This is a genomic window from Alkalihalophilus sp. As8PL (assembly GCF_040939795.1).
Lineage (GTDB): Bacteria > Bacillota > Bacilli > Bacillales > Bacillaceae_D > Alkalihalophilus > Alkalihalophilus lindianensis.
Genome location: NZ_CP162551.1, coordinates 1341262 through 1363705 on the forward strand (window position 1 = coordinate 1341262; position 22444 = coordinate 1363705).

Genomic DNA, 22444 nt, shown 5'->3' on the forward strand with positions numbered 1-22444 from the left:
CGTCCCCCTTTTACAACTAATAGCCTTTAGTTAAATCTATTCGATTAATGAAGTCATCGTTCCCTTCAATGAACGTTTTTAGATTTTTTTTCACGATCTCAAATGCTCTTGTTTGATATTCAGATGAAATTCCAGATATATGCGGGGTAACTGTGACCTTCTCGTGATTCCAAAAAGAGTGATTGCTAGTTAACGGCTCTGTTTCAAATACATCTAAACTTGCATGTGCAAGATGCCCTTCCTCTAGCACTTTTTCTAAAGCTTGTTCATCAACCGTTTTTCCACGGCCAATATTTATAAGATAAGCGTCTTTTTTCATAGCAGAAAAACGTTCTTCGCTCATAAACTTTTGTGTTTTTTCGGTATGTGGAAGAATATTAACGACAAAATGAGATTTCTCGAGTAGCGTTTCAACAGTCTTTTCAGTATACATTTCATCTATATATTGAATACTTTTTCCCGTACTATTCATTCCGAGAGTTTTCATACCAAAAGCCTGACTTAAACGCGCAACTTCTTGACCAATAGCACCTGCCCCAAGAATTCCAACTGTTTTACCGTTAAGCTCCATCATAGGGATTTTCCGATTCCAGTTGGACTGTTTTTCGCTCGCTATCAACTCTTTCGTCTTTCTTGCCATTTGCAACATCATGCTAATCGTATATTCACCCATTGGTTTAGCATGAATGCCACGACAATTCGTCACCAAAATTCCTTTTTGTAAGAGGGTATCAAAAGGTATTTTTTCAAGCCCCGCAGCAATAACCATAATCCATTTTAATTTTTTAGCTTCTTCAATTCTCTCTGAAGTGAGGTCTTCTCCGTATGTAATGAGCACTTCGCATGAGCTTAGATCTTCTCCAACCTCATTCATTTTTTTATAGAACATGAAGTCAACTTCCGGGAAATCGTTAATCATTTGCTGCTGAATATCCTCTTTAATTCTTGCTGACGATACAACCTTCATCTTCTCACCTCATTAGAGACCTTTTCTGTTTTCAAAAAAGCGAGAGTGATCCCCCTCGCTTTTAGTCTTTATGCTTCAACTTCTTCTTTTATAAATGTTAATGCTTCTTCGACATGGTCTTTGACACGTACTTTACGCCATTCTCTTACCAGTTTACCTTCCTTGTCAATGACAAAAGTCGATCTCTCAATTCCCATGTATTCCTTGCCAAAGTTTTTCTTCAATTTCCAGACGCCATATAACTCAGCAACCTCATGATCTTCATCTGCTAACAATAGAAATGGCAAATCGTATTTTTCGATAAACTTCTCATGACGAACTAATGGATCTGGACTCACGCCTAGAATAACGGTATCAAGTGATTCAAAAGATTCTACTCGGTCACGAAAATCACATGCTTGAGTCGTGCAACCTGGTGTCATATCTTTAGGATAGAAATACAGTACTACATTCTTCCCTTTGAATTGACTTAATGCTACTTGCTCACCACTACTTGCTTCTAATTGAAAGTCGGGTGCAACTTGTCCGATTTCAAGAGCCATAATGTCACAACCTTCCTTGTTTATAAAGATTTATTTATCGTAACGAATCTTGTTTCCTCTTACAACTATTCTACCTTATTTTCAAATCGAATAACAGTTGTGACCACAAAGGCCGCCGGCAAAAGATAACCAAATAAAGCCTGAATGATAGCAAGAATTCTACCTACTCCGATTGGGACAATATCACCATACCCTACTGAAAGCAATGTAATGGCACTAAAGTAGATAACATCTGAGACAAGATGCGTTAACTCCCCACCGACATTACGACTTGCTTCTGCCAATACTTGAATACCTAATAACTCAAGAATCATATAAATAAGAGCAAATGCTAGCATAACAGTCACATAAACATTTACTAACATCATAAAATGGCGAAGAGATACTCGGTGTCGCCCTCTAGTTGGCCGGTAACGTAAAAGCAATAAAAAACTCATTAATACCCCACTTACTGCAATAAACATACATATATATAAAAGCCAATTTACCATTAGCTCACCTCTTACCTTTTTAGGACTGCCTGTTACAAAAGATATGAGGATTTCCTATTAATTAGAAATGAATAGAATGATTTTATCTCTAAACTACTTATGAAAAAATTTTTTATCAATCGTTTAAAGGGGATCTTACTATTAAAGAAGAATAATACATATGAAAATTATGTATGATCACATCAAACAACTTTGACTAAATGATCCTCCGAGAATTTTGTGAATCACATCGCGAATAAAGGAGGTTACCACACTTGGAAATACTAAATGATGAAGTGTTAATCCAAAGCTACCATAAAGCGTTAGAACTCAATCTTCATCAGGATTTCATTGAGTTACTATTTCAAGAAATATGTAAACGTAATCTTCATTCCTTCTCAAACGATCTTTCTTCAATGAAGAAAACAACCGATTAAATTGTGATCTATTAAAAGAACTACGAACCTTCTATCTTTTTATCTCTTCTCGTATCCCTCACTCAAAAAAAGAAAGCCTCATCTTCTCTACTACCTATTTGCCTTTCACTTGTTCTAAACCCAAGCTTATGATTGAATAATGAATAGTATGAAGTGAATACATAACGGTATGGAGGAATTTATCACATGAATTTCAAACAATCAGAAGCCTTATACGATGAGGCCCAAGAACATATTCTAGGCGGTGTAAATAGTCCTTCACGCGCTTATAAAGGAGTCGGAGGAGGAACGCCCGTTTTTATGGAGCGTGCTAATGGGGCTTATTTTTGGGATGTTGATGGAAATCAATATATTGATTTCTTAGCAGCTTACGGACCGATCATCACCGGTCATGCTCACCCTCATATTACCGAAGCAATTACAAAAGCTGCTGAAAATGGGGTATTATATGGTACACCTACAAAGCTTGAAAATCAATTTGCCAAAATGTTAAAAGAAGCCATTCCATCTCTAGAAAAAGTACGCTTTGTTAACTCAGGTACTGAAGCAGTGATGACGACTATCCGTGTTGCCCGCGCCTATACTGGTCGTGATAAGATCATTAAATTTGCAGGTTGTTATCACGGTCATTCAGATCTAGTCTTAGTAGCAGCAGGTTCTGGACCTTCTACATTAGGCACACCTGACTCTGCTGGTGTGACAAAAAGTATCGCTAAAGAAGTCATCACCGTTCCTTTCAATGACATTAATGCTTACAAAGAAGCGCTAGATAAATGGGGAGATGAGATTGCTGCGGTTTTAGTGGAACCAATCGTCGGCAATTTCGGAATTGTTGAACCCGATCCAGGTTTCCTCGAAGCTGTTAATGAACTTACACATCAGGCCGGGGCATTAGTCATCTATGATGAAGTAATTACGGCTTTCCGCTTTATGTACGGTGGAGCTCAAAACTACCTTGGTGTTGAACCAGATATGACCGCCTTAGGTAAAATCATTGGTGGCGGGTTACCCATTGGAGCTTACGGTGGACGTGTGGATATTATGGAGAAAGTTGCCCCACTTGGACCTGCTTATCAAGCTGGAACAATGGCTGGAAATCCTGCATCGATGAGTGCTGGGATTGCTTGTTTAGAAGTATTAAAAGAAAAAGGTGTCTACGAAGAACTGAACCGACTTGGAGCCGAATTAGAAAAAGGTATTCTTGAACTTGCTAATAAACATAAGGTCGAAATCACAGTAAACCGTTTAAAAGGCGCTTTAACGATCTACTTCACAAGTGAGACCATTCGTAATTACGAGCAAGCCGAACAAACCAACGGTGAGCAATTTGCGATTTTCTTTAAAGAGATGCTTAATCAAGGCATCAATCTTGCTCCCTCAAAGTACGAGGCATGGTTCCTTACCACTGCTCATACAGATGATGACATCAACAAAACATTAAAAGCAGTCAATCACGCTTTTAAATGTGTATCTCAATCTCAAAAATAAAGTGAAAGCGCTGGTTTAATCTAGCGCTTTTTTTAATACACTAAAAAGGCACTATAGAAAATATCGCTAAATAAACAAACAAAACGCTTACATTATTTCTTTTTATAAAAAGAGGTTGATTCTAATGGAAAGTCATTGTATAGTACGTTCGGTATGAATTTATTAATGGATGCTATCGCCCCTACTCATTCTAATTTGTAATCATATTCAGGCGATGAGCAGAAAGGATAATTAGTTACCATGAAACTTGGAGCTCGTATATTTAAGACGGGTCTTGCCATTATTGTCTCACTCTATTTTGCTATTTGGGTTGGGCTAGAGCCACCGATGTTCGCCGCTCTTGCCGCAGCTTTTGCGATTCAACCTTCAATCTACCGCACCTTCCAAACCAGTTTGGAACAAGTTCAAGCTAACGTGATCGGTGCTGTCTTAGGAGTCATCTTCGTTATGACATTTGGGCATGAACCATTTGTTGTTGGTTTAGTCGTAATACTAGCTATCGGCATCATCCTAAAGGTGAAATTAGAACCTACTACCATCCCCTTAGCAATTGTGACTATCATTATTGTGATGGAAAGTCCTGCAGACAACTTTATTGAGTTTGCAACGGGACGCTTTATGCTTATTATCATTGGTGTGTTTGCTGCATTTTTAGTTAATTTATTGTTTATTCCACCCCGCTATGAAACAAAGCTCTATCACAAAATGTTAAAAGCAACGGAAGATATTATTCAATGGACTATGCTCTTTTTAAGAAAAGATGCTGATCCTCGCATGCTTAAACGTGATATTAGTCGATTAGATGAGCAGATGGTTAAAATAGATAACCTATTCCTTTTATATAAAGAAGAACGAAATTACTTTCTTCGTAATAAATATGGAAAAGCTAGAAAAATTGTCTTATTCAGACAAATGTTGATTACCACCAAAAAGTCTTTAATTGTGCTTAAAAATCTCGAAAGACGTTCTGAGGAATTACATCAATTACCTTGTGAGATCCAAAAAGAAATTGAGCTCCAATTAAGCCGATTAACTCAATATCATGACCGAATCTTACTACGTTACGTTGGTAAAGTTCAATCTTTGCCCACTGATGAAACGATGCAAGAAATTAATGATGGTAAAGCGGCTTTAACAGATCTTTATATTAACCTTTATAAAGATCCTGAAACAGTGCGTACTCAATGGCTTCACATTCTCCCCGCTGTTTCACAAATTGTGGAGTACCAAGAACAACTTGAACACCTCGATCACTTAGTTGATTCCTTCTTTAACTTTCATAAGAAGGAAAACCAAGTGAAGGTACAAGAACCAGAAGAAGAATAAATCGCTATACCCAAAAAAGACGTCCAGCCTCGTGTACCGGACGTCTTTTTTTATGATAATTGCTGCACATCAAATAACTTTTGATAATGCCCTTTCTTTTTCATTAACTCATCGTGCTTACCACTTTCTACGATTTCCCCATTCTCGATTAAAACAATTCGATCTGCATGGGTAATGGTAGATAGTCGATGCGCGACAATAAATGTTGTACGGTTACGAGCAAGCTTTTCAAGTGCTTCTTGAATATAATGTTCACTTTCTAGATCCAGTGCAGATGTGGCTTCATCAAAAATTAAGATCGGTGGGTTCTTTAGAAATACCCGTGCAATCGCTACTCGCTGCTTCTGACCTCCAGATAATTTCACACCACGCTCACCAACCTCAGTATCATAACCATTTGGCAAATTCATAATAAATTCATGAGCATTTGCTGCCTTAGCAGCTGCTATCACTTCTTCATCACTTGCATCTGGATTCCCCATTAATATGTTCATTTTTACAGAATCACTAAATAACACATTATCTTGAAGAACCATCCCTATTTTGTCTCTTAAGTTCCGAACTTGATAATGCCTTATATCGACACCATCTAAAAGGATTCGACCACTAGAGACATCGTAAAATCTTGGGATTAAACTAATAAGTGTACTTTTTCCTCCACCACTCATCCCAACAAACGCAATCGTCTCTCCTTCTTTCACATCTAGAGAAACATTCTTTAATACAGGTTGTCCCTCATTCTCATAGTGAAATGAAACATCCTCAAATTGGACTCTTCCTGCAGCCGATTGAAGTGGTAAGGCATCTAAAGAGTCTTCGATATCATACTTCTCATCAATAAATTCAAATACACGATCCATTGAAGCAATCGATTGTGTCAGTGTGGTTGATGAGTTCACTAATCGACGAAGTGGTCCATATAATCGCTCCATATATAATACAAACGCCGTCATCGCTCCAACTTCTAAACTTCCCGTTATCACAAAATAGCCTGAAACGACAATAACCAGTAATGGAGCAAGATCAGTGATCGTATTTACGACTGCAAATGTTTTCGCATTCCAACGCGTATGGTCTAGTGCTCGATCGAGAAAGTTTCCATTACGTTTTGCAAATTGATTCTGTTCATGTTCTTCAAGGGCAAAGCTTCGAATGACATTCATACCTTGTACTCGTTCATGCAAATGCCCCTGCACCTCAGCAAGTGCTTGCGAACGCACCCTTGTTAAGTGCCTCAGCCGCGCATAAAAGAACTTCACAGAAAAACCGTAAAGTGGAAACATCGAAATCGCCACTAGTGTTAGCCAGACGTTAATATTTAACATAATTATAATAGCAATAATAATCGTAAATAAATCGAGCCAAATATTCATCAAACCCGTTATGACAAAGTTCTTCGTCTGCTCCACATCATGGATGACACGAGAAATAATTTCGCCTACTTTTCGATTTGAATAAAAACGAAGACTTAAGCGTTGTATATGGGTAAATAATTGATCACGAATATCATAGAGGACTTTACTTCCGATCCATTGCGCATAGTATTGCCTTAAATATTCAATTGGTGGTCTTAACACAAGGAAGATAAAGAACATTCCACCCATTATCCAAAATAAAGTTGATATCTTCTCATCTTGGGCCATTCCTTCGGCAAAGATGATATCATCTATCACATACATCATGACTAACGGTAATAATAAGGGAATACCGAATTTTAAAACCCCTATCATAATTGTCCACATAATTTGCTTCCAATAGGGTTTAACAAAGATCATATACCGTTTAATACTGTTCAACCAGACACCCCCTTTTTCTTAGTATGACGGAAAAGAAAGCCTGGTAACCAGGCTTTCTACTTGTGTTTTCTACAAATTATTTACCTATATTGCAAAAAGCGTTCATACCAGCTCTCTACAAATTGGGGGGCAAATGGACCTTTTCTCTGATGAATCCAAGAGATTAATTCATCTACGCTTCTTTTTAGAATTTCATCTATTTCAGGTGGATAATTCATCAATTTACTATGCAGCTCATATTCATCTTCATCTAACAGCTTAAAGGTCATATCTGGATACACTTTAATATCAAGGTCATAGTCAATGTATTTTACTGCTTCCTCATCCCATGTGAACGGGGTTCCAAGATTACAGTAATAGTAAATTCCATCTGATCGAATCATACCGATCGTATTAAACCATTGTTCGGAATCAAAATAACAAATCGCTGGTTCACGTGTTCTCCAGTTTCGACCATCTGATTCTCTAACAAGAATTCGATCATTACCTCCGATTACAACCTTTGACGTCCCTTTAAGCACGATTGATTCTTCCCAAATCCGATGAATTGATCCATTGTGTTTATAACTTTGGATCTGAACACTACTGCCTACTTTGGGAAAATTCATAAAGATCTCCTTTCTTTTAAAAGTTTTGGACGTCAGTAGGTAGAGTAGCTAAATGCTTGTACGTTCCTTTTGACTAGAAAGGATCTACCCTACAAACTACTTCTCGCACATTCCAATACAGTAACTTTTCTTTCATTCTTTTCTATTATACAGTGTTCCCCACCTTTTTGAAACGGTAAGCGCCTGTACCAAATAAAAATGGTGTATGTACTCTCTTTTCATGCTGTTTCTATCTTTCCTTCCACACGAAAAAACACCCTCTAGACGATAAGTCAAAGGGTGTTTTTTCATCGTTTGATTAACGATTTTGTTGGTTTTGTTGTTGCTTATAGTTTGTAGAAGCTTGGTTTTTCTGTGCTTCAGATTGAGCGTTTTGCTGACGAACTTCTTGTGCATTCGTTTCGCTAGCAAACTCAGTGTTATAGCTGTTCCCTTGTGCAGAAGCAGCATTTTGCTTTTGTACTTTTTGAGCGTTTGTTTTAGACGCTTGTTGCTGTTGTTGGTTTTGTTGTTGGTTGTTCATGTGATATCACCTCCACAAAGATTAATATGTACCGAGGTGACTCATTTTATTCAAAAAAATTTTAAACTAATAAAGAAATTCCTCCATCAACAATAATCGTCTGGCCACGAATCATTGTTGCTTGATCTGATAATAAGAACATAACTGTATCCACTAAATCATCAGCTTCAACGATTCTCCCTGCTGGTGTACGTTGCGCTGCATCAGCTAGGAGCTCCTCTCGATTTGGAAAGTGAGTGAGTGCATCTGTATCGACTGCTCCACCAGACACGGCATTAACGACGATGTCCTTTTCAGCAAGCTCTACTGCGAGGTATCTCGTCAAAGCTTCAACAGCTGCCTTTGACACTCCAACTGTGGTGTAGTTCTTCAAATAACGAATCGAACCCAATGAACTAAGGCTTACCATCTTCCCGCCACCTGATTTCTCCATACGTTTTGCAGCTTCTTGCGCGCAGAAAAGCAAAGCTTTACTATTAATATCCATTGTCCAATCCCAATGACTTTCTTCAAGTTCCATTAATGGACGTAACACACCTGAGGCTGCATTGTTAACGAATATATCAAGACGACCATATACTTCATCAATTTTTACAAACAACTCTTTGATTTTTTCGGGTTTACCTACATTCGCTTTGACAACAAGGGCTTTTCTCCCTAATGCTTCAATTTCAGCTGCTGTATCTAATGCCGCTTGCTTGCTTCTTGCATAATTAATAACAAGATCATATCCTTGTTCTGCTAACCTTAGCGCAATACGCTTTCCGATTCCTCGACTACTTCCTGTAACAAGTGCTACTTTTTGTTCCATTTGTATATCCTCCATCACATTCAGTCTCAACTTATTATATCGTATAGACTGACGATCGAACAGAAACACTAATGAAAACTTCGTTTAAATGATTTTGCGAAGTATTGAAGGAGTGGTTAGGCATGTACGTAGGTAGAGATATGACTGAATTAACGATGATTAGTAAAACGGAGTGGACTGATAAGGAGCTTGCCTATTTTCATCACGGGTTGCAACAGATGACCCCCTATTTAAACCTTGAAGGCACAACCATTCATAGAGAAATCATTGAAGAAATCGAAGCCAGGGGCGGATTAAAACAAGAAGCATCTTGGACACAAGGTTCTGAAGTTCATTATGATTAAAGATAAGCTGCGGCTTATCTTTTTTTGTGTCAAAACAACCACTAGGTTTTTTCTGACTATTCAGCTAAAATAGAAGGAGAAAATGATAGCAAAAATGAGGAGAGTTACATATGTTTTCACCATCAAAGAAATTAGATCATCTGCAAACAAGTGTGTTTACAGATTTATCACTCCGAAAAAAAGAGAAAGAATTAGAAGGAGCTTCTCTTATTGATTTAAGTATTGGAAGTCCCGACCTTCCCCCTCCACCCTTTCTAAAAGAAGAGCTTATGAAGGCAGTCGCCAATGATTTTGATTATGGTTATGCTATTACAAGTGAGATCACCTTCCGTGAAGCTGTCTGTCATTTTTATCAGAAGCGTTACGATGTGACTATTGAAGAAAGTGACGTGCTGCAACTGATGGGGTCCCAAGATGGACTAGCTCACCTTGCTCTTTCTTATTTGGATGAAGAGGATATTATGCTCGTTCCTAACCCAGGCTATCCCATCTATGCAGCTAGTGCGGAACTAGCTGGGGCTACCTTACATCCCTATCCGCTAAATGAAGAAAACAACTACCAATTCGATTTCTCCTCACTTTCAAGTGAGATCGTTAAAAAAGCAAAAATCGTGATCCTTAGCTACCCTAGCAATCCTACTGCAGCTACAGCCACTAGAGCTTATTTAGAAGAAGTCATTGCATTTGCAACAAAACACCAGATTCTTGTTGTGCATGACTTTGCTTATTCAGAACTTCTCTATGACGACCTGCAACCCCTTAGCATTCTTTCTATAGAAGGAGCAAAAGAGGTAGCGATTGAGTTTAACTCGATGTCAAAAAGCTTTAACTTTGCCGGTGCACGTATTGGCTATGGTATCGGACACCCTGAACTTTTAAAACCTCTTGCCATTGTAAAATCTCATATTGATTATGGGGTATTTAAACCGATTCAGCGGGCAGCAACAATTGCCTTACAAAACCCAGGCACTTTCTTAGAGGACCAACGATCAGTTTATAAAAAACGTCGAGACACCCTTGTCCATTCACTTCATGACATAGGATGGGATGTTCCATCACCGAAAGGCGGTATGTTTCTATGGGCAAAAGTCCCTTCTCATTTTGATTCGATGTCATTTACATTAGCCGCTCTTAATCACGGAGTAATCGTAACACCCGGTATGGCATTTGGTAGCGAGGGCGAAGGATTTGTTCGAGTAGCACTTGTACAAGACGAACCAAATTTAAAAGAAGTAGCTAAAAGACTAAAACCACTTTTCACATCATAAGGAGATGATTGATTATGCGTGCAATCCAATACAAAGAATATGGTGACCCCTCTGTTTTATATGTAGGCGAAACAGATAAACCGACATTAATGAAGGGTGAAGTGCTTGTTAAAGTTGGAGCAAGTGGGGTAAATCCAGTCGATACGTATTTTAGAAAAGGCATTAGAGAAGTTCAAAGCTTCCCGCATATTCCTCATTTTGATTTAGCTGGCGAGGTTGTCGAACTTGGCGAAAATGTAACGAACCTAGCCGTCGGAGATCGAATTTGGGCAACAAATGCCAAGGGAGCTTCTGCTGAGTTAGTTGCAGTTGAAGAAGCTAAGGCCTTTCCACTTCCTGCTCATCTTTCATATGAAGAAGGAGCAGCTGTAGCGATGGCTTTCATGACTGCTCACTTATCCCTCTTTTACCGAGCCGCGCTAAAAAAAGATGAGAAAGTATTAATCTACGGAGCAGCTGGCGCTGTCGGTCAAGCGGCTGTTCAACTTGCGAAACAAGCTGGAGCGTTCGTGATTGCAACAGCGGGCAATGAAGATAAAGCAGCCATTGCTATTAAAGCTGGAGCAGACGTGGTTGTGAATTACCACGAGGAAAATGTTCTTAAAAGAGTACAGGAATTAACAGATGGAAATGGGATTGATGTCATTTTGGATATGTCTGTTAGTGAGAATTTAGATGACAACCTAGATATGATTGTCAATGGTGGGCGTATTGTTACCATTGGTTCACCAGTTAATAATCAACCTACCTTACCATGGAGGAAGCTCAACATGAAAAATGCCTCTCTTTTAGGTATTCTGCTTTTTACTGTTAATAGCGCTGAGCTTGTTAAGGCTGGAAAGGCAATTTCAGAAGGTCTCGAGTCTAAAGTTTTATCTGCACATGTAGGTGAAGTGTTTTCACTAGAAGAAGCAACTAAAGCACATGAAACGATTGAAGCGAAGAAAGTGGATGGACGGATTATTATTAAGCATTAATCTTTTTACGTTCAGTTTTTTGAATAAGAATGATGTTTCTTCTCTTTTTGGAGAAAGTAAGAGTAACACTTCTAAAAGGAGATGAAACAATGGATAAACAATTGTATTATGTCAATTTGAACCCTATAAGTATGGATACAATCAACCCGACAAGAGTCAATGATGGGCAACTCATTGAGTATGAAATTGAAGCAAGCGAAACAGAGAAAAAGGCGTTAGAAGATCTCTTACATGAAGTTCAATCTCATGATGTCGAGCTTGGCAACTTATTTTCTTTTCGTCACTTCGATGACCAAAAAGGAGACCGAGATAAAAATGAGTATCAACGTGGACTAAACGATGTGTATGAAGCCTTATATAATCTAGGCACTCCTGAGACTAAAAGTATGATTAAAGAAATTCATCTCGTAAACAACGATCAGTAATGAAAAAAGGAAGGCGATCGCTCGCCTTCCTTTTTAAAAGTTTGCATTTGATTGGCCACCATCGACATTCAATGTAGCTCCTACTACCCAAGATGCTTTGTCAGATGCTAAAAATAATACTGCGTTTGCTACTTCTTCCACTGTTCCAAATCTTCCCGCTGGTATTTCATGTTCAATAAACGCTTGGATTTTCTCCGGGTTTTCATCTAGACGCTTTTGCCAATTACCTGTTGGGTGCAAAATAGAACCAGGAGCAACTCCATTCACCCGTACCCCTTCTTTGATCGCTTCATCGGCTAGAGCTTTAGTAAAGCTGATCATAGCTGCCTTTGCACTATTGTATGTCGGTTTCCCGCCTGATTCTCGTCCGAAAATGGAGGAAATATTAATAATGCTTCCGCTTTGCTGCTGCTTCATCTCTCTCAGGGCAAGTTTACTGAAGTGTACAGCTGAGAAGTAGTTTAACTCAAAAGCTTCTCTAAAGAGAGAAAGCTCTGTTTCACTAACGGTAGAACCATTACTTCCCCCCACGTTATTAACAAGAATATCAATTTTACCCGCTTGCTTAAGTACTTCAACCATTACTTTGTTACGCTCATCCTCATTCGTCAAATCAGCTTGAACAGTCGTTATACCTTGTTTACGATCCATTTCTGCGAGCGTCTCTTCTCCTCTCGCACAAACAAACACTTGGGCTCCTTCATTCACGAATGCCTCAGCGATTGCACGGCCAATTCCTTTTGTCCCACCTGTTACAAGAACGACTTTATTATGTAAATTTAGATCCATCTTCATCACACTCCATCGAAATAATGTTTAATGATCTTTTGATGTGAGACTGGGAATGCAAATTCTTCAATTTGATGATGATCCACCCATCTATGTGTTGCATCCTCACTCCCAACCGCTTCAATTTTAGCTTGATACACTTCAATATCCCAAATAATATGAGAGAAAACATGCTCCACTTTTTGAATACAATCACCTAATATAATCGTTTCTCCCACTTGTTCGCTTAAGCTTAGTGCCATAGTCTCTTTGTTGAATGAATGACTATCCACTTCAACATTAGGAAACTGCCACAATTTTGCTAATAGTCCTGTTTCTGGTCGCTTTTCAATCAAGACCTGTTCTTTTTCATTCACAATTACAAAAGCAGCCATTCGTTTTCGTTTTGCTTTCTTTTTCTTTGACTTTATAGGCAATGTGTCTTGAATACCTTTTTTGTACGCACGACAATGAGTACGTACTGGACAGAGCAGGCAACCAGGTGAGGTCGGTGTACAAATGAGAGCGCCAAGTTCCATCATACCTTGATTAAAAGAGGAAGGATCTTCTTTTGATATGAGCTCATAAAGAACTTCTTCAAAGGTTTTACGCGTTTTAGGCTTAGCGATATCTTCATCAATCTCTAACACACGTGAGAGAACTCGCATTACATTACCGTCTACAGCAGGTTCTGGCTGCCCATAAGCAATGCTTAAGATCGCCCCTGCAGTATATGGACCGACTCCTTTCAATTTAGAAATTTCTACTCGCGAGCGTGGAACAACCGCATCATACTCTTCTACTACCTCACGTACAGCTGTTTGTAAATTTCGGACTCTAGAATAATACCCAAGCCCTTCCCATGCTTTTAAAATACGATCTTCTTCAGCATACGCTAAGTCTTCAAGTGTCGGAAATTCCCTCATGAAGTTTAAGTAGTAAGGGATCACTGTGTCGACCCTTGTTTGCTGTAACATGATTTCAGACACCCACACTCGGTAAGGGTCTTTATTTTCTCGCCAAGGGAGAGTCCGTTGATTTTCTTTAAACCATTCGATTAAATCTGTTTGAAAGTTGTCGACCTGAAAGTCAGTTAGTTTCGTGTATTGCACAAGCTTCCTCCTATATCTTCTTCTGTTTAAATGCCCAGCAATGAATTTTCCTCGCACCACCATCTACAAACAATGCGAATTCTTTACTAAAATGATTTTCCTCAGCTTGGCGTAATGATTTAATTGCCTCATAGTGCTCATGCTTGTTAACCTTGAACATTTCTACATACAAATAAGGCTGATCATTTGCTGCTTCGAACCATTTTATGTCATAGGCACCGAAGGTCTCAAGCATTCTTTTAACTGTAGGCATGTACTCTTCATATTGTGTCACATAATTTTGATCAATTTTATACTCAAGAAAAACGTCTATTACTTCATCCATTGCAATTCCCCCTTTTGAATCATTTACAATTCGGGTATAACTAAACTATATCATGACATCTACATAATCAATTGTCTTGAAATTTGCATGAGATTCTGTATGATTAATACACACAATACTTAATGAGAGGGAGGTGCCAATGAATGGATACAGGTACACATGTAGTAATGGGAATAGCGCTTGGCGGACTTGCAACCCTTGACCCAAATGTCGCGGGTAATCCCACAATGCAAAGCGCTGTGATGATTGCAGCAATTGTTGGTTCACAAGCTCCAGACTTTGATACAGTATTAAAACTCCGGAATAATGCAGTCTATATTAGGAACCATCGAGGGATTACTCACTCTTTACCAGCACTACTCGCATGGCCTGTATTGCTAACTGCTGGTATTACCTTATTTATGCCAGGTATCAATTGGTTCACCATCTTTCTATGGTCCCTCTTAGCAGTTGTATTACATGTGTTTGTAGACATTTTTAATGCATATGGTACCCAGGCATTAAGGCCGATCTCAAATAGATGGATTGCTTTAGGTGTTATTAATATTTTTGATCCGTTTATTTTCTTTATGCACTTAGGTGCTATCGCGATGTGGGCTTTAGGTACAACCCCTGGATTGACCTTCTTGTTACTATATTTCGTATTAATTCTTTATTATATTTGGAGGATTTACGAAAAACAAAAAGTGGTGAAGCATGCTCGTCGGCTCCACCCAAATGCTAGCCATATTTTTGTGTCACCAACAATTAGATGGAATCAGTTCCACTTAGTTATTCGGACACCAACTACTCTTTATGTAGCAGAATCACGTGATAACCACATTAACTTCTTTGAAAAGTATTCTTTTGATCCAATCCCAGACGATCCAGTCATCAATGCTGCTAGGAAGGATAAAAATTTAGCTGCTTTTCTATCTTTTTCCCCTACGTATCGATGGGAAGTTGAAGTAAAAGAAGATGATATTACTGAAGTTCGCTTCGTTGATCTACGTTATCGTAGTAAAGGTCATTATCCTTTCGTAGCTATTGTTCAACTTGATGATGATTTAAATATTTTAACTTCTTATACAGGTTGGGTCTTTAGTGAAGAAACCCTTCAAAAGAAATTAAACTTTATGGAAGAACAAACATAAGTAATGAGTAGAGCCTCCACGCATAACGAGTGGAGGCTCTACTTTTTTTAATGCTTTGGTTGGTTGTCTTGATTTAAATGCGCAAACTTTTGTTGTTTAGGTGCATATTTATGAAGATGAGGGCCGTATTGTTGAATCCATTTCAACACAACTTGTTCCGTCATTTCCTGCCCTTTGTATTCACGTCCAGACTTTGCACGAGTCGACTCGAAGTCTTCCCATAATCCTTCTACCCAAGTTCTAGCTGCCTCTGCTGATAATTCCTTATTTACAGTCAACAATTCATCTGTTAAACGTTTAAAGATTGTCTCCATTTGATCCCTTTCCTCCATTAACAACATTTGTGTATTATCGTTTGTTTCAAAGTCGCCCATACTACTATTGAGCCGATAAATGATTGGCTTAGTGACAAAAGGAGGTTTCCCTCACGATGCGTAACAAAGCGAAAGACTTCCCAGAATCAATGAACTTTACCGAAAAACCAAAAGAAACGGATGCTACCTTATCAAAACGAGCGGATGGTACGATCAATGATCATCCCCAAGAGCGAATGGCACGTTCAAACAAAGAGCAATAGCAACTAGGTTTACGGAGGTGTAGATATGGGCAAGCCAAAAAAGTTTCCATATAAAGATCCTTTTTGTTCGCCGCGTGCTAATCCAAAGCATGCTTTCCATCAAGTAAATGGTGAAACCGAACAAAGCCAACACAATATCGTACTTGAAGTGCAGACACGTAAGCGTTCATAACCACTTACAGTATGCACATTAATAAGGGAAATGCTTCTGGCATTTCTCTTATTTTTGTTTTAATAATGAGATCGGTACCGCATCAAGGGATGTCTCATTGTTGCGATAACCCCATGCAAATCGTCCATTCATATACGAAATTTGGAAAGTCGACTCATCATCTGTTAAGCTGTATAATTCACCAGGCTTGAAGTCAGCTGGATCTAGTAAGTAAGCCTTTGCCATTATCATTTTTCTTTCATACACCGCAAACTCGTTCATCATTCCAAGCTGCTCTGCTTTCTTTGCTTTTTCATTTATCCTTTGTATTTCTGTTTGAAGCTCATATGTTGTCATTTCACTGAAGCGTTTCTCATCCACTATAACGGCCTCCATATTCTTTTTCTTCTACAAGCTTTCTTCTATAAATAGTATAGCAAAGTTATTCAAGTTCACCATCGTCACTTTTTGATAAATACGATGTAATCATTTCAACGGAAAATCCCTTTTGGTACAGCGCTTGTTTCATTCTTTGCTTGTACTGCCATCCTTCATATTTTGAACGGTATTTTCTCTCTAACTTCTCTGCTTGAAATGTTAGAGCTTCCCATTCTTCTGAGGGCTCTACTTCAAAACTCACTTCATTAAGAGCTGTCTCAATTACAGCTCGTGTAAAGCCTTTACCCATTAATTGTGTAGCCAGCTTTTGTTTAAATGCTGATACCGATTGTTTAGGCTTTCGATTTCCTTGCTTATCTAACCACTTTATCACTTTATCGATTTGTTCTTCTTCAGTAAAAGTAGCTAATGCCAAATCAATCTGTTCTCGTCCTACGCCTTTTTGATTAAGCTCTTGTTTTAGCTTCAATGGCCCTTTCATTAAAGTTAGCTTTTTCGACTCAATATACGCCTTGGCAAACATCTCATCATTCAAAAGATTTTGCTCTATTAACTTTGATAAGACAACTTCAATATGCTTTTGCTCTCGTTCTTTCTTTTTTAGATAATCAGTCATTTCAGTAATAGACCTCATTCGATATGAAAGAAAATGAATGGCTAAATGATGAGTCTTTTTTTCTTCATCTTTATCAAGAATCTCAGTTAATTCTTCTTCATCTAATTCAAGGCCTTTCTTTAAACCAAGCTTTATTAATATATCTGCATCCACACTAAATCCATATTCTTCCCCATTTCCTCGGTCTACAAATATGTTATAGCGTTCTTTGCTTCTTTTTTGAACAGATATCTTTGTGATTTTTATCATCGAGTCACCAAATCCCTTTACTCACTTATTCTTGATTATAATATAAGAACCATATTCTAAAGACTAATGTTACGTGTTATTGGGTACAGTCTTATATAAACAAAGAAACGAAACCTATATTTAACAGGAGGTCTATTATGAAAATTGCTGTTACAGGTGGAACAGGCTTTATCGGATCTAAACTAACCTCTGCTTTAACTGAACTAGGTCACTCTGTATACATCTTAACAAGAAACCCAGACAACAAACCAGAACAACCGTCTGTAACCTACGTGAAATGGCTAAGTGATGATGCCAAACCAGAACTTGAATTAGAAGGTATTGATGCAATTGTTAATCTTGCAGGCGAATCGATTGGAGAAGGTCGCTGGACCAAGGAACGTAAAGAAAGAATTAAATCAAGTCGTATTGATGCCACTCGTGAAGTGATCTCAATCCTTCAGAAATTAACGAAAAAGCCAGATGTACTTGTTAACGCTTCTGCAACGGGATATTACGGTAATTCGTCTAAAGTAACCTTCACTGAACAATCTCCTCCAATTGAGCGTAATTTCCTTGCAGATGTTGTCATTGATTGGGAGAGTGAAGCGAGTAAAGCTAAAGAGCTTGGAATTAGGACGGTTTATACTCGGTTTGGTATCGTGCTTTCCAAAGAAGAAGGTGCCCTTAACCGCATGTTGCTTCCCTATAAACTATTTGCAGGAGGACCATTAGGATCAGGAACACAGTGGTTTTCTTGGGTTCATATTGATGATGTCATTGGATTGATTTTATTCTCTTTAACCAATGATGCTGTAGAAGGCCCTCTTAATGTCACATCGCCAAACCCAATGCAAATGAATGAGTTTGGTAAGACAGTGGGTGAAGTGCTTGGTAGACCTCACTGGATCCCCGCCCCTTCCTTTGCTCTAAAAATAGCACTAGGCGAAATGAGTACCCTTGTATTAGACGGTCAAATTGTCCTTCCAGAAAAAGCTGAAAAATTAGGGTATAACCATCACTATAAAGAGTTGAAACCTGCCCTTCTAGACCTCTTAAAATAGTGTACGAATTTGCAAAAATTTCTTCATAAATTTTTTACAAAAAACAGTATCTTTTTCGAGAAAAAACATTTAATATAAAGAAGGATTAAGGAGTATATGAGCGAATTACACTCTTATACCATCACTCAACTACTCTAAAGCGATAATATCGCATTATTTGACCTTATAAACAATTATATAAGCTTTGGGAAGGCAATTGGTGCGCCACCATTTCACTGGTTCTAGTGGGTTCGATTCCCACCCCGAATTTGATACTTCATTATATTAAATTCGAGGGTGGAAGAACTCATCTGCCCTCTTTAAAAAGGAGGGCTTTTTGTGATTTTAAAGAGACGAGACGTCGCTGATTCTCATGCTTTGTTCGAACTGTTGGTTGACCCGGCTGTATTTCCATATGTTCGTCATAAAGCTTCTTCCTATGATGAGTTTGCTTTCTTAACAAAGCAAACCATAGAAGCTGAGGAGCGCGGCGAACTCATATCCCGAACGATCGTCGACGAGTGGGGCGAACCGATTGGTACCATTAATTTATTTGATGTGGCAAACCAAAGCGGGTTTTTAGGAACTTGGATTGGCAAACCATACTTTGGTAAAGGCTATAATCAATTAGCTAAAGACGCTTTCTTTGATGAGCTGTTTTTTCAGTGTGAGATTCAAACTGTTTTTATGCGAATTAGAAAGGAAAATATCCGTTCTCATAAAGCAGCAGAAAAGCTTCCATACACGACTTTAGCCAATGAGCTTAGACCCGATATTTATCAACAAATAAATAAACAAGCAGATGTGTATGATTTATTTCAAATAGAGAAGGACCAATACCACCTACACGTAATGAGAAAAGACTTGCAACATACACAATCATTTGAAGTAAAAGAAGCTTAATTGGATTATTTTCCTATTCTTTGCCCACACTATGACTATCCATGAGTGAAAGTGAGGGGATTTAGATGGAAAGTAAAAAGCGCCATGCTACCGAAGAGCGTAGTACATTACGTAAAGCTCAAGAAGTTCGATTTGCCTCTGAATTTAGAGCAGCAGATCGGGCAGCAAGAAGAGCTTCCAAAAGCTAACACTAATAATTAAACAGATCACATCCATACTAAAGGTAGATAAGCAACGCACTTGCTTGTCTAACATATCAACCTTTAGGGGGAATTGATCATGGGTAAGAAAAACCGCAACAAACAACAACAAGAAATGCAACAACATCAGCAACAACATCAGGCTGAGTTTGCTAACGAAATGGACCCTGCTGGTCATAGCGAACAACAACGTCAACAGCAACAAAAGGCTGCTGGAAAACGCTCTAAAAAGAACCAACAATAATTTTACAAAAAAAACAGATAAGTGGCTTTGTTCCGCTTATCTGTTTTTTGATGTTATAAAACCTTCCATACCCTTTGTGCTAAAAGGGTTTATGTCTTTCACCCTCCTTTTTTCTGACTTTTTAAAAATATCAATTTGTTAGAATACTTAACGATAACGTAGTATTTAAAACCTTCATAGCCCTTACCTACCTTCATCCCACCTAAGCCCTATTTAAGCGGAATAATCCTTGTTAAGCTCGTTTGCCATCCTTATCTCATCATCATATGATTAAATACGTATTAGTGAGGACCAAAAAGAATATTTTAAGGAGGAAACTGACATTAATAGTCAACAAGCAACTACAACTGCTAAAAAAACAAATCATATTAGCCTCTTAAAACCAACAGTTAATGATGGAGCAGCAATGTGGGAGTTAGTTAACAATTCTACATTGGATCAAAACTCTGCTTATAAGTACATTATGATGTGCGATTTTTTTGCAGAAACATGTGTTGTTGCCAAAGATGATGAAGAAAAACTAGTTGGCTTCATCACTGCTTTCATCCCTCCCACTAAACCAGATGTCGTTTTTGTATGGCAAATTGGAGTGGATCCCTCTCAACGAGGAAAAGGCCTTGCTTCTCAAATGTTAAATGAATTAGTACAAAGACAAGGTGCTAAGGATATTCGATATGTAGAGGCCACTGTCACCCCATCCAACAAAGCGTCACAATCACTGTTCCGCAGATTAGCTCGTGATCACGATACAAATTGTGAAGTTCTCGATTGTTTCTCTGAAGAATTATTCCCTGGTGACAATCATGAAGAAGAATTAGCGTTTCGAATAGGACCATTGCGGTAATTAAGTATTTAGGCAATGGCTCAAGTTACCTGCGAGTTCACGATATACCCACACAAATTAAAGGTATTGGATTTATTTAAAGGAGGAGAAAGTAACGATGAAACAAACTGACATGAATATATTTTCACAATTAGAATCTGAGGTAAGAAGTTATTGCCGTAGTTTCCCTACTGTTTTCACCAAAGCAAAGGGCTATAAGATGTGGGATGAGGCAGGTAAGGAGTATCTCGATTTCTTCTCTGGCGCCGGTGCCTTGAATTATGGTCATAACGAAGAAAGCATGAAGCAAAAGTTAGTCGATTATATTATGAGTGACGGAATTACTCATTCACTTGATATGGCGACAGCTCCAAAAGCTGACTTTCTAGAGACTTTCAATAACGTCATTTTAAAGCCCCGTGGTCTAGAGTATAAAGTAATGTTCCCAGGACCAACTGGTACAAACACAGTTGAAAGTGCATTAAAACTGGCACGTAAGGTAACGGGACGCACGGACATTATTAGTTTCACGAATGGTTTTCATGGAATGACGATTGGTTCACTTTCTGTTACAGGAAACTCTTTCAAACGTAAAGGTGCAGGAATTCCATTACAAAATACAGTAACAATGCCATACGACAGCTTTGTAAACGATGGCCTCGACACTCTGGAGTATCTCGAACGTTTCCTAGAGGATAGTGGTAGTGGAGTTGCGATCCCTGCTGCAATGATTCTCGAGACAGTCCAAGGTGAAGGCGGTATTAATGCTGCAAGATTCGAGTGGTTACAACGAATCGAAGAGATTTGTAAGCGTTGGGGCATTTTGTTAATTGTCGATGATGTTCAGGCTGGTGTCGGACGTACTGGTACATTCTTCAGCTTTGAGAAAGCTGGAATTAAGCCTGATATCGTTTGTATGTCTAAATCTATTGGTGGGTATGGTCTTCCACTTGCCATCACGTTAATTCGTCCTGATCTTGATATCTGGGCACCTGGTGAGCATAACGGTACGTTCCGTGGAAACAACCATGCTTTCATTACAGCAACTCAAGCTCTTGAGTTCTGGAAAGATCCTAACTTTGAGAGTGAAATTCAAAGACGATCTGAACGTATCTACTCATTCTTAGAAGAGATTGTAAATAAATACCCTGAAGTCAAAGGTGAAGTACGCGGTCGTGGTTACATGGTTGGTATTGCAACTAAAGTGGATGGCTTAGCTGAAAAAGTTGCCGCTGAAGCATTCAATCGTGGCTTAATCATGGAAACATCAGGACCAAAAGATGAGGTGTTCAAGCTATTTCCACCATTGATCATTGATGATGCAGGACTAGAAGCAGGATTTGAAATTATAGAAGCGAGTGTTAAAACAGCACTCGAAGCATCTGAGGTTGTTCCTTCATAATTTAGAGGGCCTCTCAAGGGGGGGGCTATTGACTAACATAGCCCCCCATATCAACTAAGACATTAACACTAACAATACGGAGGTATGCAGACATGAAAGTAGTAGCACTTAAAGACATTATCGGTTCAGAACAAGAAGTTAAAGGGGAAAACTGGACAAGCCGTCGTCTTCTTCTAAAGAAAGATGGCATGGGGTATTCGGTACATGATACGGTGATTAAAGCTGGTACTGAAACACATATCTGGTATCAAAATCATCTTGAAGCTGTTTATTGCATTGAAGGTGAAGGTGAAGTAGAAACACTTAAAGATAATAAAGTGTGGCCAATTAAAAAAGATGAAATCTATGCGTTAGATCAGCATGATGAGCATCTCTTACGTGCTAAAACAGATATGCGTATGGTTTGTGTATTTAACCCACCTATCACAGGTAAAGAAACGCATGATGAGAATGGTGTTTATCCAGTTGATGAGGATTAATCAATAGTTATAAAAAAAGCCCCGTAAAAGTTTAATTTTTACGGGGCTTTCGCTATAAG

General features: G+C 38.5%; 30 protein-coding genes. 17 read left to right on the forward strand and 13 right to left on the reverse strand.

The window, feature by feature from the left end; all coding sequences use genetic code 11:
* Window positions 1-16: 16 nt before the first annotated feature.
* The 3 genes from AB3N04_RS08385 to AB3N04_RS08395 form a co-directional block, all read right to left on the reverse strand.
* On the reverse strand, window positions 17-967 hold the full coding sequence (locus AB3N04_RS08385) for a D-2-hydroxyacid dehydrogenase (protein WP_368505616.1): 951 nt from the start codon (window positions 965-967) through the stop codon (window positions 17-19).
* A gap of 68 nt (window positions 968-1035) precedes the next feature.
* Window positions 1036-1509, reverse strand: a complete 474-nt coding sequence (bcp, locus tag AB3N04_RS08390) for a thioredoxin-dependent thiol peroxidase (protein ID WP_368505617.1) — start codon at window positions 1507-1509, stop codon at window positions 1036-1038.
* Window positions 1510-1574: 65 nt separating this feature from the next.
* Window positions 1575-2000 (reverse strand): potassium channel family protein, encoded by a 426-nt coding sequence (locus AB3N04_RS08395; protein WP_317123066.1) that lies wholly within the window; start codon window positions 1998-2000, stop codon window positions 1575-1577.
* A 254-nt stretch (window positions 2001-2254) separates the two neighbouring features.
* On the opposite strand from AB3N04_RS08395, the gene AB3N04_RS08400 reads away from it, so the two are divergent.
* From AB3N04_RS08400 to AB3N04_RS08410, 3 genes are all read left to right on the forward strand, one after another.
* Entirely contained in the window at window positions 2255-2416 is a 162-nt protein-coding gene (locus tag AB3N04_RS08400; RefSeq protein WP_368505618.1) for a sporulation histidine kinase inhibitor Sda, read from the forward strand.
* A gap of 186 nt (window positions 2417-2602) precedes the next feature.
* Window positions 2603-3904: a glutamate-1-semialdehyde 2,1-aminomutase gene (locus tag AB3N04_RS08405; RefSeq protein WP_368505619.1), complete on the forward strand. Its 1302-nt coding sequence runs from the start codon at window positions 2603-2605 to the stop codon at window positions 3902-3904.
* A gap of 240 nt (window positions 3905-4144) precedes the next feature.
* Entirely contained in the window at window positions 4145-5230 is a 1086-nt protein-coding gene (locus tag AB3N04_RS08410) for an aromatic acid exporter family protein (protein ID WP_317123063.1), read from the forward strand.
* Between the two features lie 50 nt (window positions 5231-5280).
* On the opposite strand, the gene AB3N04_RS08415 is transcribed toward AB3N04_RS08410, so the two are convergent.
* The 4 genes from AB3N04_RS08415 to fabL all read right to left on the reverse strand — a co-directional run bounded on the left by AB3N04_RS08415 (window position 5281) and on the right by fabL (window position 8968).
* Window positions 5281-7026 carry an ABC transporter ATP-binding protein gene (locus AB3N04_RS08415; protein WP_368505620.1) on the reverse strand — a complete coding sequence of 582 codons (1746 nt, stop codon included), beginning with the start codon at window positions 7024-7026 and terminating at the stop codon, window positions 5281-5283.
* A gap of 80 nt (window positions 7027-7106) precedes the next feature.
* Window positions 7107-7634 carry a DUF402 domain-containing protein gene (locus tag AB3N04_RS08420; RefSeq protein WP_317123061.1) on the reverse strand — a complete coding sequence of 176 codons (528 nt, stop codon included), beginning with the start codon at window positions 7632-7634 and terminating at the stop codon, window positions 7107-7109.
* 298 nt (window positions 7635-7932) lie between these two features.
* Window positions 7933-8157: a gamma-type small acid-soluble spore protein gene (locus tag AB3N04_RS08425; RefSeq protein ID WP_317123060.1), complete on the reverse strand. Its 225-nt coding sequence runs from the start codon at window positions 8155-8157 to the stop codon at window positions 7933-7935.
* 61 nt (window positions 8158-8218) lie between these two features.
* Window positions 8219-8968 (reverse strand): enoyl-[acyl-carrier-protein] reductase FabL, encoded by a 750-nt coding sequence (gene fabL, locus AB3N04_RS08430; protein WP_368505621.1) that lies wholly within the window; start codon window positions 8966-8968, stop codon window positions 8219-8221.
* Window positions 8969-9090: 122 nt separating this feature from the next.
* Between fabL and AB3N04_RS08435 the strand changes: the two genes are divergently transcribed.
* The 4 genes from AB3N04_RS08435 to AB3N04_RS08450 all read left to right on the forward strand — a co-directional run bounded on the left by AB3N04_RS08435 (window position 9091) and on the right by AB3N04_RS08450 (window position 11982).
* Window positions 9091-9312, forward strand: coding sequence for a cytosolic protein (locus AB3N04_RS08435; protein ID WP_368505622.1), 222 nt, complete (start codon window positions 9091-9093; stop codon window positions 9310-9312).
* Window positions 9313-9422: 110 nt separating this feature from the next.
* On the forward strand, window positions 9423-10580 hold the full coding sequence (locus AB3N04_RS08440) for an LL-diaminopimelate aminotransferase (RefSeq protein ID WP_368505623.1): 1158 nt from the start codon (window positions 9423-9425) through the stop codon (window positions 10578-10580).
* A gap of 14 nt (window positions 10581-10594) precedes the next feature.
* Window positions 10595-11557: an NADPH:quinone reductase gene (locus AB3N04_RS08445; protein WP_368505624.1), complete on the forward strand. Its 963-nt coding sequence runs from the start codon at window positions 10595-10597 to the stop codon at window positions 11555-11557.
* Between the two features lie 89 nt (window positions 11558-11646).
* Window positions 11647-11982, forward strand: a complete 336-nt coding sequence (locus tag AB3N04_RS08450) for a hypothetical protein (protein ID WP_317123055.1) — start codon at window positions 11647-11649, stop codon at window positions 11980-11982.
* A 33-nt stretch (window positions 11983-12015) separates the two neighbouring features.
* Here the strand turns inward: AB3N04_RS08450 and AB3N04_RS08455 are convergent, their stop codons facing one another.
* The 3 genes from AB3N04_RS08455 to AB3N04_RS08465 are packed head-to-tail and all read right to left on the reverse strand — an operon-like array spanning window position 12016 to window position 14187.
* Entirely contained in the window at window positions 12016-12771 is a 756-nt protein-coding gene (locus AB3N04_RS08455; protein ID WP_368505625.1) for an SDR family NAD(P)-dependent oxidoreductase, read from the reverse strand.
* 5 nt (window positions 12772-12776) lie between these two features.
* Complete coding sequence (mutY, locus tag AB3N04_RS08460) at window positions 12777-13862, reverse strand: A/G-specific adenine glycosylase (protein ID WP_368505626.1); 1086 nt, start codon at window positions 13860-13862, stop codon at window positions 12777-12779.
* A 10-nt stretch (window positions 13863-13872) separates the two neighbouring features.
* Window positions 13873-14187 (reverse strand): hypothetical protein, encoded by a 315-nt coding sequence (locus tag AB3N04_RS08465; RefSeq protein ID WP_368505627.1) that lies wholly within the window; start codon window positions 14185-14187, stop codon window positions 13873-13875.
* A 143-nt stretch (window positions 14188-14330) separates the two neighbouring features.
* Here AB3N04_RS08465 and AB3N04_RS08470 point away from each other — a divergent pair, with 143 nt between their 5' ends.
* A complete protein-coding gene (locus AB3N04_RS08470; protein ID WP_368505628.1) occupies window positions 14331-15320 on the forward strand; it encodes a metal-dependent hydrolase in 990 nt (329 codons plus the stop codon).
* 47 nt (window positions 15321-15367) lie between these two features.
* Here the strand turns inward: AB3N04_RS08470 and AB3N04_RS08475 are convergent, their stop codons facing one another.
* On the reverse strand, window positions 15368-15634 hold the full coding sequence (locus tag AB3N04_RS08475) for a YfhJ family protein (RefSeq protein ID WP_368505629.1): 267 nt from the start codon (window positions 15632-15634) through the stop codon (window positions 15368-15370).
* A 116-nt stretch (window positions 15635-15750) separates the two neighbouring features.
* Here AB3N04_RS08475 and AB3N04_RS08480 point away from each other — a divergent pair, with 116 nt between their 5' ends.
* Both AB3N04_RS08480 and AB3N04_RS08485 read left to right on the forward strand, forming a co-directional pair.
* A complete protein-coding gene (locus tag AB3N04_RS08480) occupies window positions 15751-15897 on the forward strand; it encodes a small, acid-soluble spore protein K (protein WP_317123049.1) in 147 nt (48 codons plus the stop codon).
* Between the two features lie 25 nt (window positions 15898-15922).
* Window positions 15923-16069 carry a YpzG family protein gene (locus AB3N04_RS08485; RefSeq protein ID WP_317123048.1) on the forward strand — a complete coding sequence of 49 codons (147 nt, stop codon included), beginning with the start codon at window positions 15923-15925 and terminating at the stop codon, window positions 16067-16069.
* Window positions 16070-16117: 48 nt separating this feature from the next.
* Here the strand turns inward: AB3N04_RS08485 and AB3N04_RS08490 are convergent, their stop codons facing one another.
* Together AB3N04_RS08490 and recX are read right to left on the reverse strand one after the other, a co-directional pair.
* Complete coding sequence (locus tag AB3N04_RS08490) at window positions 16118-16429, reverse strand: YfhH family protein (RefSeq protein WP_317123047.1); 312 nt, start codon at window positions 16427-16429, stop codon at window positions 16118-16120.
* Between the two features lie 61 nt (window positions 16430-16490).
* A complete protein-coding gene (gene recX, locus AB3N04_RS08495) occupies window positions 16491-17312 on the reverse strand; it encodes a recombination regulator RecX (RefSeq protein WP_368505630.1) in 822 nt (273 codons plus the stop codon).
* Between the two features lie 137 nt (window positions 17313-17449).
* Between recX and AB3N04_RS08500 the strand changes: the two genes are divergently transcribed.
* The 7 genes from AB3N04_RS08500 to AB3N04_RS08530 all read left to right on the forward strand — a co-directional run bounded on the left by AB3N04_RS08500 (window position 17450) and on the right by AB3N04_RS08530 (window position 22385).
* Window positions 17450-18355, forward strand: a complete 906-nt coding sequence (locus AB3N04_RS08500; RefSeq protein WP_368505631.1) for a TIGR01777 family oxidoreductase — start codon at window positions 17450-17452, stop codon at window positions 18353-18355.
* Between the two features lie 321 nt (window positions 18356-18676).
* Window positions 18677-19237: a GNAT family N-acetyltransferase gene (locus AB3N04_RS08505; RefSeq protein ID WP_368506014.1), complete on the forward strand. Its 561-nt coding sequence runs from the start codon at window positions 18677-18679 to the stop codon at window positions 19235-19237.
* A gap of 65 nt (window positions 19238-19302) precedes the next feature.
* Window positions 19303-19425, forward strand: coding sequence for a YfhE family protein (locus AB3N04_RS08510; protein ID WP_082153778.1), 123 nt, complete (start codon window positions 19303-19305; stop codon window positions 19423-19425).
* A 91-nt stretch (window positions 19426-19516) separates the two neighbouring features.
* Window positions 19517-19681, forward strand: coding sequence for a hypothetical protein (locus AB3N04_RS08515; RefSeq protein WP_368505632.1), 165 nt, complete (start codon window positions 19517-19519; stop codon window positions 19679-19681).
* Window positions 19682-20087: 406 nt separating this feature from the next.
* A complete protein-coding gene (gene ectA, locus AB3N04_RS08520) occupies window positions 20088-20525 on the forward strand; it encodes a diaminobutyrate acetyltransferase (protein WP_368505633.1) in 438 nt (145 codons plus the stop codon).
* Window positions 20526-20622: 97 nt separating this feature from the next.
* Complete coding sequence (gene ectB, locus AB3N04_RS08525; RefSeq protein ID WP_368505634.1) at window positions 20623-21906, forward strand: diaminobutyrate--2-oxoglutarate transaminase; 1284 nt, start codon at window positions 20623-20625, stop codon at window positions 21904-21906.
* A gap of 92 nt (window positions 21907-21998) precedes the next feature.
* The gene (locus tag AB3N04_RS08530) at window positions 21999-22385 is read left to right on the forward strand and encodes an ectoine synthase (RefSeq protein WP_047973466.1); all 387 of its coding nucleotides are present in this window, start codon (window positions 21999-22001) and stop codon (window positions 22383-22385) included.
* The last annotated feature ends 59 nt before the right edge of the window (window positions 22386-22444 follow it).